A 14,261-nucleotide genomic window follows, 5' to 3' on the forward strand; every position below is an offset into this window, starting at 1 on the left:
GGTAATGAGCCCGGACCGGCCAAGTCTCCGCAATATCGAGGTATCCGCTTGCTTGGAGTGCACTCCAGGGTTTTAGCGTGGGGGTCATGACGGTGCTGGAGACCACAGACCCCACCACGGACACCACCACAGATCCCGCCACGGCCGACGGCTGTGCGGGGCCGCGGCGGCCCGACCGGCGCCCGGACGGACAGGACCACTACACGATCAGCGAGGTCGTCGTCTTCACCGGGCTGACCGCGCACACCCTGCGCTGGTACGAGCGCATCGGGCTGATGCCGCACATCGACCGTTCGCACACCGGTCAGCGCCGCTACCGCAACCGCGACCTCGACTGGCTCGACCTCGTCGGCAAGCTCCGGCTCACCGGTATGCCGGTCGCGGACATGGTGCGGTACGCCGAACTCGTGCGCGAGGGCGACCACACGTACGGCGAGCGGTTCGAACTGCTCGAATCGACCCGCCGGGCCGTCCTGGACCGGATAGCCGAACTCCAGGACACGCTCGCGGTACTCGACCGGAAGATCAGTTTCTACGCGGAAGCGGACCAGGACGCGGGCCTTGTCCGCGTGGTCCGTGAGATGGAGAGGGTTCGATGACGAACGACGACACCGCCGGCAGGCTCACCACGGCCCCGCTGGGCACCGGCGGCCCCGAGGTCGGCGTACAGGGCCTCGGCTGCATGGGCATGAGCTTCGCGTACGGCCCCACGGACGCCGACGAGGCCCGCGCCACGCTGGAACGCGCACTCGAACTGGGCGTGACCCTCTACGACACGGCGGACGCCTACGCCGAAGGGGAGAACGAACGTTTCCTGTCCCCGTTCTTCCGCGCCCACCGCGACGAGGTCGTCGTCGCGACGAAGTTCGCCCTGGCGATCCCGCCCGGCGAGCCGACCCGGCGGATCATCCGCAACGACGCCCCCTACATACGCCAGGCCGTGGAGGCCAGCCTCAAGCGTCTCGAGCTGGACGTCATCGACCTCTACTACATGCACCGGCGCGATGTGAACGTCCCGATCGAGGAGTCGGTCGGGGTCATGGCCGAGCTGGTGCGCGAGGGCAAGGTCAGGCAGCTGGGCCTGAGCGAGGTCACCGGCCCGGAGCTGCGCGCGGCCCAGGCCGTGCACCCGATCGCCGCCCTCCAGTCGGAGTGGTCCCTGTTCAGCCGGGACATCGAGGCGGGCGTGGTCCCGGTGGCCCGCGAACTGGGCGTCACCCTGGTCCCGTACTCCCCGCTCGGCCGAGGCTTCCTGACCGGCTCCTTCACCGACGCCGACCAGGAACTGACCGAGGGCGACTACCGCCGTACGCAGCCCCGCTTCACGGGCGAGAACGCCACCGCGAACGCGGCTCTGCTGGCCCCCATCAGAACGGTCGCGGAAGCCCACGGCGCTTCCGTCGGCCAGATCGCCCTGGCCTGGGTCCAGCAGCAGACGACCGTCCACAACCTCCCGGTCGTCCCGATCCCCGGCACCCGCAGGCGTTCCAGGGTGGAGGAGAACACGGCGGCGACCCGCATCGTGCTGGCCGAGAAGGACCTGGCTCTGCTGGAACCGATCGCGGCGCAGGTCGCGGGGGCCCGCTACGCCGACATGACCTTCACCTCGGCGGGCAGGGAAACCCCCTAGGGGGCAGGCGCTACAACTCCGCCAGCAACTCGGCCTTCTTCACCGAGAACTCCTCCTCCGTCACCAACCCGGCCTCGTACAGCTCCCCGAGATGCCGAATCCGTTCGGCGACATCCGCCGGATCACGCCGAACGGAGTTCACACCCACCCCCGCCGAACCTCCGGAGGAACGCCGTACGGCGGCCAACACCGCCGCCGCGAACGGCAGTGACTCGTGCACAGGCCCGTACCCGAGCCCGAACACCACCGAGGCGGGGTCCTGGTCGACCGGCGTGACAGAAGAATCGGTACGCCTCAGCAGTCGCAGATGACCCTCGAACACCTCGGGCGACCGCCACTCCACCCCGCTCAGGTCGGCGACCGGAAACGTCTGGTCGCCGGCCTTCCACTTGGCCGACGACGCGCCCGTCCAGAACCACCGGAAGGACACGGCCCGCCCGTCGAAGGACGCCTTCGCGTCGTACGCCTTGAACGCCCGCGGCACCTCGGGGGCATCCACCAGGAACCTTTCAGCAGGCCCCTCGTGGGTCAGCCGGGCCCGCAGCTCGTCCGCGTAGTACTCGGCGAGCGTCTCCCGCTCGGCCGGCAGCACCAGCCGGTACGGATCGCAGGCGTCCTTGAGCTGGCCGTCGGCCGCCTCCATCAACGGGTCGGCGCCCGGGCGGGGTTCGGCGCGCAGGACCACCGTTCCGCGCTTGCCCGGGGTCAGTGTCACCCCCGAGATCGCCTCCAGGGGGATACGGCGTTCGCCGAGCGCCTGGAACAGCTTCGGCGTGCGGATACCCCGTTCGAAGCGGATGAGCACGGAGTCGGACTCGAACTCCCAGGCGGCATGAAATCCGGCCAGTACGTCACCCATGCGGCTCATCGTATGCGGCGCGAGCTTCATAGTCCCCTCCCCGGGCACACCGTGAATTCTGCGTCCTCTACGCGCGTCCGGCCATAGCCCCGTCGGACAAACCCTTCAGACACACGTCATCCTTGCGGTCCTGCTGTTCGTTCTGATCCCGCCGAGCGCACCGCACGGCGCCATACGCGCCGACGCCGATCTCCGCGAAGTTGTGCAGACTCTCCGTACCCGGCTCGAAATAGCCGCCGTGCCCTTTCGCGCCCCGCGCGGACAGCACGCGTGCGCCGAAGCCCGACGACACCGGATCGGCGCCGTGTCCGAGGCCGCCGACCTCCAGGTACGGCACGTCCTGGATCCAGTCGTCGGCGTCCCGCATCGCCCACACCCGGGCGTCGGTGTGCAGCCCCACGGCGTTCTCGACCCGCATACCGGGGCTGCCGGCCACCGCGATGTCGGTCACCCGGCGCGGCAGCGCGTGCGCGGCGACGCCGCACACCACCGAGCCGTAGCTGTGGCAGTACAGGGCGACCTGTGCCCGGCCGGGCAGCCCGCGCACCAGCGCGTTCAGCCGCAGCGCCCCGGAGTTGGCGCGCATCGCCGTCGCCGCGTCCATGCCGACCCCGCTGGGCGCGGTGTAGTCGGCCCAGGCGATCACGGCGGTACGGGTCGTGGGGCTCGTCTCCCACTCCGCGCGGTACAGCGCCGAGGCCATGCCGACGGGCGCCGAGTACCTGCGGTTGGTGCGCTGGAAGGTGAGGAGGTCGGTGTCCACGCCGGGGACCACGACCGAGACGCGCCGCGCCCTGTCGAGGTCGCCGAAGACCTCGGCGACCCGGCCCGCGCCCTCGGGGTTGAACGCCAGGATCTGGCGGCCGGTCTCCAGCAGCGCCTCGTAGCGGTGCATGCGCCGCCCCGCCGCGTACTGTCCGACGGCCGACAGCCGGTCGTCGTGCATACGTGCCCGTTCGGTCTCGCGGGCCGTGTACAGCGCGACGCGGTTGGCGCGATAGCGCAGTACGACGGGCGCTCCGTTCATGTTGCCGAGCGCCAGCGGGTAGCGCCGGACGAGCCGGTCGCGCTGGCGGTCGGTGAGCGAGGCGAAGAACCGGGCCAGCCGGGCGGGCGTCTCGTCCGGGTCGGGCAGCGCGTGGCCGCCGATCCGTCCGTGCTCCCACGCGGAGAGCGACGCCTGGAGCGGCGACGGTGTGCGATGGCTGCGGACAGCGGTCCAGCCGGTCGTCGCCAGCATCACGAAGACCACGGCCAGCGCGAGCAGTGCGCGCCAGACGTTCAGTTGCGGGGAGGTGTCGAAGGAAGTCACTGAAAGGACACACTAGGAGAACGAGAGGGTCTCGCGTTAACCGAGTGACGGGGATCACGTTTCGATAACCAGCGCCGGGTAAGTCGCTCCGTGCGCACGCCGATACGGGGCGTCACGGCTGTTCCGTACGCCAGTTCCCCGCCAGTGCCGGCCCCCATCGCGTCGAGGTAAGTGCTGGTCGGCTCGCGCATCGCCGCCACGCTCCCGTCGACCCGGCCGGGCAGTGAATACGCATCTGCAACTCCGCCGGTACGACGGACTCCACGGTCTCGAAGAACGTGCACGGCGAGTTCTTGGCGGGCGTGAGTCCGGTCTGTCCGGTGACGGCGCACATCTGAGGCTCATATATCGCGCATATATCTATGGTCCGGGCCGGAGAGTTCCCTCATCAGGGTGACTCCGCTAAAGATTCCTCCCCTTCGGCCCACGGGACAGGTCACAGTTAGTCAAGTCCTCCGCACGACATGGTCTGCACGACAGCGTGGGGAGGACGGCCGGGCCGCGGCGCGCTGCCGGAGGGGGACAGCGCGCCGGCGGGCCCGCCGAAGGACGGGACGGCTAGAACCCCGCTGCGGGGGTACCCGCGTCAACGACCCCGAACTACCGACACGTTCCAGGGAGTTGATGAAACATGGCGGCCTTCGGACGGCAGCACTCCACCAGCGGGAACTCCGGCGCACGCAGCAGGAGCGGGCAGCGCACCACCCCGGACAGCACGACGCTGGGAATCATCGGACTCGTCTGCGCCGTCGCGGGCTTCTTCGTCCTCGGCATCGTCCTGGGCCCGGTGGCCATCATCTGCGGCTGGCTGGCGATGGGCCGGACCTGGAGGGGCCCGCAGCCGATACCCCTGGTGGCCGTGGTCCTGGGTGCGATCGACACCCTCCTGGCCATCATCTGGCTGGCGAGCGCCACCGGCCCCACGACCGGCATCTTCTGACCGTCGGGGTGACGAGGGACCTCTGACAACGGACCTCTGACGCGGGCCCCCTCAACGGGGCTGCTCCTCGCTCACCCGTTCCCTGGTGACGGAAAGTGCGGCCACCTCGGCCCGCAGCGCCCGTACCTCGTCCGTCAGTGCCGCGATCGCCGCCGTCTGGCGCCTCTCCTCCACATCGTCCATCTCGAACCGGGAGATGAACCAGGCGGCGATGTTCGCGGTGACGAGTCCGAGCAGCGCGATCCCGGAGAGCATCAGTCCGACCGCGAGCATCCGGCCCACTCCGGTCGTCGGCGCGTGGTCCCCGTACCCCACGGTCGTCATCGTCGTGAACGACCACCACAGCGCGTCATCCAGCGTGCGGATGTTCCCTTCCGGTGACGCGCGCTCCACCGACAGCACGGCCAGCGAACCGAACATCAGCAGCCCCACCACGGCACCGCCGACGTACGTCGTCAGCCGGACCTGGGACGCCATCTGAGCCCGTCGGCCCACCAGCATCAGCGTGGAGACGACCCGCAGCAGCCGCAGCGGCTGGAGCAGCGGCAGCAGCACGGCGAAGAGGTCCAGCCAGTGCCGTCGTACGTACTCCCGGCGCTGGTCGGCGAGAGCGATCCGGACGAGATAGTCGACCGCGAACGCGCCCCACACCGTCCACTCCGCGACCGTGCACGCGACCGAGACGGAGCGGCTGGCGGGGCTGTCCACGATGGGCACCGCGTAGGCGACGGTGAACACGATCGCGAGCCCCATCAGGGGCCGCTGGGTGTGCCGCTCCCAACGGGCCTGTGCCGACGGTTCCTTCATGTGCGCATCGTAGGCACCGGAGCGCCCGTAAGGGGCGCGGGGAACCGTGCGACCAGCTCCCCGCGCCCCTCGGACAACCACAGCCCCGGTCACCGTCTGCCCGGCGGAGCGCCTACGCGTCGCCGCCCGCGGCGCCCGGGTCGGCCGACGCCACGTCGAGCAGCTGGTACCGGTCGATCGCCTGCTTCAGCACCGAGCGGTCCACCTTGCCCTCCCTGGCCAGCTCGGTCAGCACCGCCACCACGATCGACTGCGCGTCGATGTGGAAGAACCGCCGCGCCGCGCCCCGCGTGTCCGCGAAGCCGAAGCCGTCCGCGCCCAGCGACTGGTACGTCCCCGGGACCCACCGCGAGATCTGGTCCGGAACCGAACGCATCCAGTCGGACACGGCCACGAACGGTCCCTCGGCCGAGCCGAGCTTCCGCGTCACGTACGGGACGCGCTGCTCCTCCTCCGGGTGCAGCAGGTTGTGCTGCTCCACCGCGACCGCCTCGCGCCGCAGCTCGTTCCAGGAGGTCGCCGACCAGACGTCCGCCCGTACGTTCCAGTCCTCGGCGAGGATCCGCTGCGCCTCGAGCGCCCACGGCACCGCGACACCGGACGCGATGACCTGGGCCGGGATGGTGCCCGAAGTCGCTTCGCCCACGCGGTGGATGCCCTTGAGGATGCCGTCGACATCGACGTTCTCGGGCTCGGCCGGGTGCTGGATCGGCTCGTTGTAGACGGTGAGGTAGTAGAAGACGTCCTCGCTGTCGGGGCCGTACATCCGGCGCAGACCGTCCTGCACGATGTGCGCGATCTCGTACGAGTACGCCGGGTCGTACGCCACACAGCCCGGGTTCGTCGAGGCGAGCAGCTGCGAGTGGCCGTCGGCGTGCTGCAGACCCTCACCGGTCAGCGTCGTACGGCCGGCGGTCGCACCCAGTACGAAACCGCGCGCCAACTGGTCGGCCATCTGCCAGAACTGGTCGCCGGTGCGCTGGAAACCGAACATCGAGTAGAAGACGTAGACGGGGATCAACGGCTCGCCGTGCGTGGCGTACGCCGAACCCGCCGCGATCAGCGAGGCCGTGCAACCCGCCTCCGAGATGCCGTCGTGCAGCATCTGGCCGGTCGGGGACTCCTTGTACGCGAGGAGCAGTTCACGGTCGACCGATTCGTACTGCTGGCCGAGCGGGTTGTAGATCTTCGCGCTCGGGAAGAACGAGTCCATGCCGAACGTGCGGTACTCGTCCGGCGCGATCAGCACGAACCGCTTGCCGATCTCCTTGTCCCGCATGAGGTCCTTGAGCAGCCGGACGAACGCCATGGTCGTGGCGATCGACTGCTGACCCGAACCCTTCTTCACACTCGCGTACGTCTTCTCCGGCGGCAGCGTCAGCGGCTTGGCGCGGACGACGCGGGTCGGGACGTAACCGCCGAGCGCGTTGCGGCGGTCGTGCATGTACTGGATCTCTTCCGAGTTCCGGCCCGGGTGGAAGTACGGCGGCGCCCCGCCCTCCAGCTCCTTGTCGGAGATGGGCAGATGGAGCCGGTCGCGGAAGCCCTTGAGGTCGGCGACGGTCAGCTTCTTCATCTGGTGCGTGGCGTTGCGGCCCTCGAAGTTGGGTCCGAGCGTCCAGCCCTTGACGGTCTTGGCGAGGATGACGGTCGGCTGGCCCTTGTGCGCCTTGGCCGCCGCGAACGCCGCGAAGATCTTCTTGTGGTCGTGGCCGCCGCGGCCCAGGTGCAGGACCTGGTCGTCGGTCATGTTCTCGACCATCGCGCGCAGCCGGGTGTCGTCCCCGAAGAAGTGGTCGCGGATGTACTCGCCGGTCTCGGTGGCGTACGTCTGGAACTGACCGTCGGGGGTCGTGTTCATCTTGTTGACGAGCACGCCGTCCCGGTCCTGCGCGAGCAGCGGGTCCCAGCTGCGGTCCCACACGAGCTTGACGACGTTCCAGCCGGCGCCCCGGAACTGCGACTCCAGCTCCTGGATGATCTTGCCGTTGCCGCGCACCGGGCCGTCGAGCCGCTGGAGGTTGCAGTTGACGACGAAGGTCAGGTTGTCGAGGCCCTCACGCGCGGCGATCGACAGCTGGCCGAGCGACTCCGGCTCGTCCATCTCGCCGTCACCGAGGAACGCCCACACGTGCGACTTGGAGGTGTCCGCGATCCCGCGTGCCTCCATGTAGCGGTTCATCCGCGCCTGGAAGATCGCGCCGAGCGGGCCGAGGCCCATCGAGACGGTCGGGAACTCCCAGAAGTCCGGCATCAGCCGCGGGTGCGGGTACGAGGACAGCCCGTACGGCGCCTTCGACTTCTCCTGGCGGAACGCGTCGAGCTGCTGCTCGCTCAGCCGGTCGAGCAGGAACGCACGGGCGTAGATACCGGGGGAGGCGTGGCCCTGGAAGAAGATCTGGTCGCCGCCGTCGCCCTCGTCCTTGCCCCGGAAGAAGTGGTTGAAGCCCACGTCGTAGAGGGAGGCGGAGGAGGCGAAGGTCGCGATGTGGCCGCCGACGCCGATCCCGGGCCGCTGGGCGCGCGAGACCATCACTGCCGCGTTCCAGCGGGTCGCGTTGAGGATGCGGCGCTCGATCTCCTCGTTGCCGGGGAAGAAGGGCTCGTCCTTCGTCGCGATCGTGTTGACGTAGTCCGTGCTCCGCATCTCGGGCACGGCCACGCGCTTCTCACGGGCCCGCTCGATCAGCCGCAGCATCAGATAGCGCGCCCGCTCCCGGCCGCGCTCGTCAACGGCGGCGTCGAGGGAGTCGAGCCATTCCTGGGTTTCTTCGGGATCGAAGTCAGGAACCTGACTCGGAAGGCCGCCAATGATGATCGGGTTGCGATCTGATCCGGAAGCCACGCTGTTCCTTCGCTCTCGGAGGGCTTGATCCGGGGCGCGCCGTGAGCGTGCCCCGGGGCTGCGAATGCACTGGCCCCATCGTGTACCCCGAGGCCGGGTACGTCACCTCTACTCAGAAGTAGTCCCGGTGAAGATCGCCGGGCGGGGTGTCCGCAGCCAAATCGCAACGATACGCCCAGTCCGTGACGTGTTCCGTAAAGCGATTCGGATCTCGTACGCATGTGTGAGAGGTTCGGGAGTCACTCGGGAGCAGCAAAACCGCAAAGCGGGCAGAATGGTGTGGTGTGCGTCACTAGTTCTCGGAAGTCGCTGTCTGAAGTTGGGGCGACACCGCCAGGATCGTCACCGTTTCGGCGGTCTCGACGGCCGGGTACTTGCGCGATCCGCCCCGCCCGTGTGGACTACGGCCAATGCTTCGCGCACGCGCGTGGCTGGACAATTCTCGAAACATGATCAGGAGGCAACCCGTGAGCGCGACCGCGGACCACGCGGAGGAGCGGACTAACCCTGCCGCAAGGCTGGGGTTCCAGCCCGAGCAGGTGGTCCAGGAGATCGGCTACGACGACGACGTCGACCAGGAGCTCCGCGAGGCCATTGAGGAAGTCATCGGCAGCGATCTCGTTGACGAGGAGTACGACGACGTCGCAGATGCCGTGGTGCTCTGGTTCCGCGACGATGACGGCGACCTGACCGATTCGCTGGTGGACGCCACCACGTTCATCGAAGAAGGCGGCGCGATCCTGCTCCTCACGCCCAAGACGGGCCGTGACGGCTACGTGGAGCCGAGCGACATCTCTGAAGCCGCGACGACGGCGGGTCTGTCGGCGACGAAGAGCGTCAGCGTGGGCAAGGACTGGAGTGGGAGTCGTCTGGCGACGCCCAAGGCGGCGAAGTCCAAGAAGTAGCCCAAAGAAGTGACCGTTGGCCGAAGTGGGCCTCGTCCCGGGGACTTGCAGCCCCCAGACCCCCGCTTCGGCCTGAACGGCCTCGTCCTCGATCGGGCTGGAAACGCGGGCGGCGCCGAAGAAACACCGCAGCCTGTTCCCTCCCCTCGGATCGGTGGTCACTAGGGTGTTCTCACCCGAACAGCCCATCGAAGGGATGCAGGATCATGGCGATCGAGGTCGGCGACAAGGCCCCGGACTTCGAGCTCAAGGACAACCACGGCGCCACCGTGCGGCTCTCGGACTTCCGCGGCGCGAAGAACGTGGTGCTGCTCTTCTATCCCTTCGCCTTCACCGGTGTGTGCACCGGCGAACTCTGCGACCTGCGGGACAACCTGCCGAGGTTCTCCGACCGGGACACCCAGGTGCTCGCCGTCTCCAACGACTCCATCCACACCCTGCGCGTCTTCGGCGAGCAGGAGGGCTTCGACTACCCCCTGCTGTCCGACTTCTGGCCGCACGGCAACATCTCGCGCGCGTACGGCGTCTTCGACGAGGACAAGGGTTGTGCGGTGCGCGGGACCTTCATCATCGACAAGGAGGGCGTCGTGCGGTGGACGGTCGTCAACGGCCTGCCGGACGCGCGTGACCTGAACGAGTACGTGAAGGCTCTCGACACCCTGTGATTCTCCGGTTCCGGCCCTGCGTGGGGCGGGAACCCGTTACTAGGATCGACACGTTGATCCGATACCGGCGCACGACGGGGCACACCGCCCCCGGACGCAGACGAGACACCAATGGAGGACTCGTGGGAGTCAGCCTCAGCAAGGGCGGCAACGTATCGCTGACCAAGGAGGCCCCGGGTCTCACCGCGGTCATCGTTGGTCTGGGGTGGGACGCGCGTTCCACCACCGGCACCGACTTCGACCTCGACGCCAGCGCGATCCTGACGAACGCGGACGGCAAGGTCAGTTCCGACGCCAACTTCGTGTTCTTCAACAACCTCAAGAGCCCGGACGGCTCCGTCGAGCACACCGGTGACAACACCACCGGTGAGGGCGAGGGCGACGACGAGCAGATCAAGGTCAACCTCGCGGCGGTCCCGGCCGACATCGACAAGATCGTCTTCCCGGTCTCGATCTACGACGCCGAGAACCGCCAGCAGTCCTTCGGGCAGGTGCGCAACGCCTTCATCCGCGTCGTGAACCAGGCCGGCGAGGCGGAGCTCGCGCGCTACGACCTCTCCGAGGACGCCTCGACGGAGACCGCCATGGTCTTCGGCGAGCTATACCGGCACGGCACGGAGTGGAAGTTCCGCGCCATCGGCCAGGGATACGCGTCCGGCCTGCGCGGCATCGCGCAGGACTTCGGCGTGAACGTCTGAGCCGGACTTCCTCCGGCTCCGCCGTCCGGCGCCGCACTCCAGAGTGCGGCGCCGGACGCGCTCGGCACATCTGTTCGCATCACCTCGGGGAGGACCAGCACTATGGGCGTCACGCTTGCCAAGGGGGGCAATGTCTCCCTCTCCAAAGCCGCACCGAATCTCACCCAGGTGTTGGTCGGGCTCGGCTGGGACGCGCGTTCCACCACCGGCGCGCCCTTCGACCTCGACGCCAGCGCGCTGCTGTGCGGGGGCGGGCGCGTGCTCGGCGACGAGTACTTCGTCTTCTACAACCAGCTCACCAGCCCCGAGGGCTCGGTCAGGCACACCGGCGACAACCTCACCGGTGAGGGCGAGGGCGACGACGAGTCACTGATCGTCGATCTCCCCCAGGTGCCGGCCGCCTGCGACAAAATCATCTTTCCGGTCTCGATCCACGACGCGGACAACCGGGGCCAGACCTTCGGCCAGGTCGGCAACGCCTTCATCCGGGTCGTCAACGAGGCCGACGGCCAGGAACTGGCGCGTTACGACCTGAGCGAGGACGCGTCGACGGAGACCGCCATGATCTTCGGGGAGTTGTACCGCTATCAGGGCGAGTGGAAGTTCCGTGCGGTTGGACAGGGGTACGCGTCAGGTCTGAAGGGCATCGCTCTAGACTTCGGAGTCAACGTTTCGTAAAGCCGGGTACGGCAGCGGGGGAGCCCGTGAACACACGATTGGGTAGCCAGTGATTCTGAAAACCTTCGGCTGGTCGTTCGCGGTCACCGCGCTCGGCCTGGTCGCCGCCGTCCTCTACGGGGGGTGGACCGGCTTCGGGATCGTGGCGATCCTCACCATCCTCGAGATCTCGCTGTCCTTCGACAACGCGGTGGTCAACGCCGGAATCCTGAAGAAGATGAGTGCCTTCTGGCAGAAGATCTTCCTCACCGTCGGTGTCCTCATCGCCGTCTTCGGTATGCGGCTCGTCTTCCCCGTCGTGATCGTGGCCATCAGCGCCAAGATCGGTCCGATCGACGCCGTCGACCTCGCGCTCAACAACAAGGACCGCTACCAGCAGCTGGTCACCGACGCCCACCCGGCGATCGCCGCCTTCGGTGGCATGTTCCTGTTGATGATCTTCCTCGACTTCATCTTCGAGGACCGTGACATCAAGTGGCTCGGCTGGCTGGAACGCCCGCTCGCCAAGCTGGGCAAGGTCGACATGCTGTCGGTCTGCATCGCCCTGATCGTGCTCATGGTCTCCGCCATGACCTTCGCGACCAACGCCCACCAGCACGGTGGCGCCCACGTCGACAAGGCGCAGACGGTGCTCATCTCCGGCATCGCCGGTCTGATCACGTACATGATCGTCGGCGGACTCTCCGGCTACTTCGAGGACAAACTCGAGGAAGAGGAGGAGCGCGAGCACGAGGCCGACGAAGAGGCCGAGCGCACCGGCAAGAAGAGGCCGGCCATCGTCCTCGCCGGCCAGGCCGCGTTCTTCATGTTCCTCTACCTCGAAGTGCTGGACGCGTCCTTCTCCTTCGACGGTGTCATCGGCGCGTTCGCCATCACCAACGACATCGTGCTGATGGCCCTGGGCCTCGGTATCGGCGCGATGTACGTCCGTTCGCTGACCGTCTACCTGGTCCGCCAGGGCACCCTCGACGACTACGTCTACCTGGAGCACGGCGCGCACTACGCGATCGGCGCCCTCGCCGCCATCCTGCTCGTCACCATCCAGTACCAGATCCACGAGGTCATCACCGGCCTCGTCGGTGTCGTCCTGATCGGCTGGTCCTTCTGGTCCTCCGTGCGCCGCAACACCAAACTGGCAGCGGCAGAGGGAAAAGCGGCGGGCTCGGACGAGAAGACTGAGGTCTCGTCCGGGGTGTGACACCCTCCGCAGTGAGGAACGCTCTGAGCGGGGCGGCTACGAGGAATCGTCCTCGGCGGCCGCCCCGCGGCTTTGCGGGCGGTGGACCGACGGCATGGACGAATGTGCGGGGGCTGGACGGGTGGGGGCGGGATGAGTTTCTGGGACGACCTGTGGCGCGGCCGGTCGATGGAGTTCGACGCCGGCAGCGCGGCAAGCAACTCCATCGAGCTGACCAAGCGGCACCAGCGGGTCTCGCTCACCAAGCAGGGCGCCGCGACCGGCCACCTGCGCATCAATCTGTCCTGGCGGATGCGTACGTCGGACATCGGCGCCCCCAAACGCCAGAGCCTGTGGCGACACCCCTTCCAGGCCCTGCGGCCGGAGGAGGTCAAGGGCCACACCCAGAGCATGGTGAACGTCGACCTCGACCTGGGCATCCTGTACGAGCTGGCCGACGGCACGAAGGGGGTCGTACAGCCGCTGGGCGGGTTCCTCGGCGACACGAACGCGCCGCCGTACGTCAAGCTCAGCGGTGACGACCGGTTCGGGTCGGCGTCCGGGGAGACGGCGTACGTCAATCTTGATCACCGGGACGAGATCAAGCGGCTGCTCGTGTTCGTGTACATCTACGACCAGACGCCGGCGTTCGACCGGACCCACGCGATCGTGACGCTCTACCCGAGCAACGGGCCGCGTATCGAGATAGGCCTCGACGAGCGGCACTCGCAGGCCCGGTCGTGTGCGGTGGTGCTGATCGAGAACGTGAAGAACGAGCTGATCGTCCGGCGGGAAGTGAAGTTCGTCTACGGGTTCCAGGCGGAGCTCGACCGGTTGTACGGGTGGGGGCTGCAGTGGGGCAGGGGCTACAAGACGAAGGCTGAGCGCTGAGGCTCGGTGGTCAGCGTCCGATGAACTGTGGCCCCTGCGGCGGCAGGTGGAAGTCCGGGGACGGGGATGTTCCCACCGGTTGCGGGTACCCGTACGCCGGCTGGTTCGCGTTCGGGCTGGTGGGCTGCGGGTAACCGTAGGTCGGCTGTGGAGGGAGAGTGGGCGGATGCTGGACCGTGGTGACCGCCGAGGTGTCCGTGGGCGGGGCGTCCGTGGTGTCCGGGAACGGTTCCTCGGCCGGCTGGTCCTCCACCGAGATACCGAAGTCCGTGGCCAGGCCCTCCAGGCCGTTCGAATAGCCCTCGCCCAGGGCGCGGAACTTCCAGCCCTCCCCACGCCGGTACAGCTCGCCGCAGATCAGCGCCGTTTCCTCGCCCGTCTCCGGTTTGACGTCGAAGTACGCCAGCGGTTCCCCGTCCGCGACGGCACCGTCGTACAGCACGATGCGCAGGGACCGTACGCGGTCGAAGGGCACGCCGTCCGCCGAGGCGATCAGCAGAATCTGTCCGACTCCTGACTCGACACCGGTCAGATCCGTCTGGATCGTGTCGGTCAGGCCCTCGGCCACCCGCTTCTTGCCGAGGCGCCAGACCTTGCCCGAGGGGTGGCGGGGCTGGTTGTAGAAGACGAAGTCCTCGTCGGAGCGCACACGACCGTCGGGGCCGAGGAGCAGCGCCGAGGCGTCGACATCCGGAACCCCCTGCCCGGGCGTCCAGCGCAGCACGGCCCGCACCGTCGTGGCTTCGAGCGGGACGTTCGACCCCTTCAGCATGGCGTGCGTCATGCGGTCATCCTGCCTTCTCGGTCCTGGTCACGACAACGCGGGGGCATCGATTCTGCGTGTCCGCGTTACC

General features: G+C 68.1%; 14 protein-coding genes. 9 read left to right on the plus strand and 5 right to left on the minus strand.

Annotated elements, in window-relative coordinates:
• Positions 1–86 precede the first annotated feature (86 nt).
• Both ACW4TU_RS32290 and ACW4TU_RS32295 read left to right on the plus strand, forming a co-directional pair.
• Positions 87–599, plus strand: a complete 513-nt coding sequence (locus ACW4TU_RS32290) for a MerR family transcriptional regulator (protein WP_457418923.1) — start codon at positions 87–89, stop codon at positions 597–599.
• A complete protein-coding gene (locus ACW4TU_RS32295; RefSeq protein WP_457418925.1) occupies positions 596–1,630 on the plus strand; it encodes an aldo/keto reductase in 1,035 nt (344 codons plus the stop codon). The genes ACW4TU_RS32290 and ACW4TU_RS32295 overlap by 4 nt, the downstream gene beginning before the upstream one ends.
• A 10-nt stretch (positions 1,631–1,640) precedes the next feature.
• On the opposite strand, the gene ACW4TU_RS32300 is transcribed toward ACW4TU_RS32295, so the two are convergent.
• Both ACW4TU_RS32300 and ACW4TU_RS32305 read right to left on the minus strand, forming a co-directional pair.
• Positions 1,641–2,498: a DUF4429 domain-containing protein gene (locus ACW4TU_RS32300; protein ID WP_457430433.1), complete on the minus strand. Its 858-nt coding sequence runs from the start codon at positions 2,496–2,498 to the stop codon at positions 1,641–1,643.
• 58 nt (positions 2,499–2,556) lie between these two features.
• Complete coding sequence (locus ACW4TU_RS32305) at positions 2,557–3,801, minus strand: alpha/beta hydrolase (RefSeq protein ID WP_457418927.1); 1,245 nt, start codon at positions 3,799–3,801, stop codon at positions 2,557–2,559.
• A 631-nt stretch (positions 3,802–4,432) separates the two neighbouring features.
• Between ACW4TU_RS32305 and ACW4TU_RS32310 the strand changes: the two genes are divergently transcribed.
• Positions 4,433–4,741, plus strand: a complete 309-nt coding sequence (locus ACW4TU_RS32310) for a small hydrophobic protein (protein WP_457418929.1) — start codon at positions 4,433–4,435, stop codon at positions 4,739–4,741.
• 51 nt (positions 4,742–4,792) lie between these two features.
• Here ACW4TU_RS32310 and ACW4TU_RS32315 read toward each other — a convergent pair whose 3' ends face one another.
• The gene (locus ACW4TU_RS32315; protein ID WP_457418931.1) at positions 4,793–5,548 is read right to left on the minus strand and encodes a potassium channel family protein; all 756 of its coding nucleotides are present in this window, start codon (positions 5,546–5,548) and stop codon (positions 4,793–4,795) included.
• 112 nt (positions 5,549–5,660) lie between these two features.
• Positions 5,661–8,393: a pyruvate dehydrogenase (acetyl-transferring), homodimeric type gene (aceE, locus tag ACW4TU_RS32320; protein WP_457418933.1), complete on the minus strand. Its 2,733-nt coding sequence runs from the start codon at positions 8,391–8,393 to the stop codon at positions 5,661–5,663.
• Between the two features lie 467 nt (positions 8,394–8,860).
• Here aceE and ACW4TU_RS32325 point away from each other — a divergent pair, with 467 nt between their 5' ends.
• The 6 genes from ACW4TU_RS32325 to ACW4TU_RS32350 all read left to right on the plus strand — a co-directional run bounded on the left by ACW4TU_RS32325 (position 8,861) and on the right by ACW4TU_RS32350 (position 13,407).
• Positions 8,861–9,298 (plus strand): DUF3052 domain-containing protein, encoded by a 438-nt coding sequence (locus ACW4TU_RS32325; RefSeq protein WP_189146705.1) that lies wholly within the window; start codon positions 8,861–8,863, stop codon positions 9,296–9,298.
• Between the two features lie 206 nt (positions 9,299–9,504).
• On the plus strand, positions 9,505–9,963 hold the full coding sequence (locus tag ACW4TU_RS32330) for a peroxiredoxin (RefSeq protein ID WP_319205145.1): 459 nt from the start codon (positions 9,505–9,507) through the stop codon (positions 9,961–9,963).
• A 122-nt stretch (positions 9,964–10,085) separates the two neighbouring features.
• Positions 10,086–10,661 (plus strand): TerD family protein, encoded by a 576-nt coding sequence (locus tag ACW4TU_RS32335; protein ID WP_457418936.1) that lies wholly within the window; start codon positions 10,086–10,088, stop codon positions 10,659–10,661.
• Between the two features lie 102 nt (positions 10,662–10,763).
• A complete protein-coding gene (locus ACW4TU_RS32340) occupies positions 10,764–11,339 on the plus strand; it encodes a TerD family protein (protein ID WP_457418938.1) in 576 nt (191 codons plus the stop codon).
• 49 nt (positions 11,340–11,388) lie between these two features.
• Positions 11,389–12,537 (plus strand): DUF475 domain-containing protein, encoded by a 1,149-nt coding sequence (locus tag ACW4TU_RS32345; RefSeq protein ID WP_457418940.1) that lies wholly within the window; start codon positions 11,389–11,391, stop codon positions 12,535–12,537.
• Between the two features lie 132 nt (positions 12,538–12,669).
• Positions 12,670–13,407: a TerD family protein gene (locus ACW4TU_RS32350; protein ID WP_457418942.1), complete on the plus strand. Its 738-nt coding sequence runs from the start codon at positions 12,670–12,672 to the stop codon at positions 13,405–13,407.
• A gap of 10 nt (positions 13,408–13,417) precedes the next feature.
• On the opposite strand, the gene ACW4TU_RS32355 is transcribed toward ACW4TU_RS32350, so the two are convergent.
• Positions 13,418–14,191 carry a TerD family protein gene (locus tag ACW4TU_RS32355; protein WP_457418944.1) on the minus strand — a complete coding sequence of 258 codons (774 nt, stop codon included), beginning with the start codon at positions 14,189–14,191 and terminating at the stop codon, positions 13,418–13,420.
• Between the last annotated feature and the right edge of the window lie 70 nt (positions 14,192–14,261).

It is taken from the genome of Streptomyces kryoterrae, assembly GCF_054072135.1.

Bases quoted from the DNA above. Each gene is read 5' to 3' on its own strand.
- ACW4TU_RS32290 (WP_457418923.1), top strand. From the start codon at position 87: ATGACGGTGCTGGAGACCACAGACCCCACCACGGACACCACCACAGAT.
- ACW4TU_RS32295 (WP_457418925.1), top strand. From the start codon at position 596: ATGACGAACGACGACACCGCCGGCAGGCTCACCACGGCCCCGCTGGGC.
- ACW4TU_RS32300 (WP_457430433.1), bottom strand. From the start codon at position 2,498: ATGAGCCGCATGGGTGACGTACTGGCCGGATTTCATGCCGCCTGGGAG.
- ACW4TU_RS32310 (WP_457418929.1), top strand. From the start codon at position 4,433: ATGGCGGCCTTCGGACGGCAGCACTCCACCAGCGGGAACTCCGGCGCA.
- ACW4TU_RS32315 (WP_457418931.1), bottom strand. From the start codon at position 5,548: ATGAAGGAACCGTCGGCACAGGCCCGTTGGGAGCGGCACACCCAGCGG.
- ACW4TU_RS32330 (WP_319205145.1), top strand. From the start codon at position 9,505: ATGGCGATCGAGGTCGGCGACAAGGCCCCGGACTTCGAGCTCAAGGAC.
- ACW4TU_RS32340 (WP_457418938.1), top strand. From the start codon at position 10,764: ATGGGCGTCACGCTTGCCAAGGGGGGCAATGTCTCCCTCTCCAAAGCC.
- ACW4TU_RS32350 (WP_457418942.1), top strand. From the start codon at position 12,670: ATGAGTTTCTGGGACGACCTGTGGCGCGGCCGGTCGATGGAGTTCGAC.
- ACW4TU_RS32355 (WP_457418944.1), bottom strand. From the start codon at position 14,191: ATGACGCACGCCATGCTGAAGGGGTCGAACGTCCCGCTCGAAGCCACG.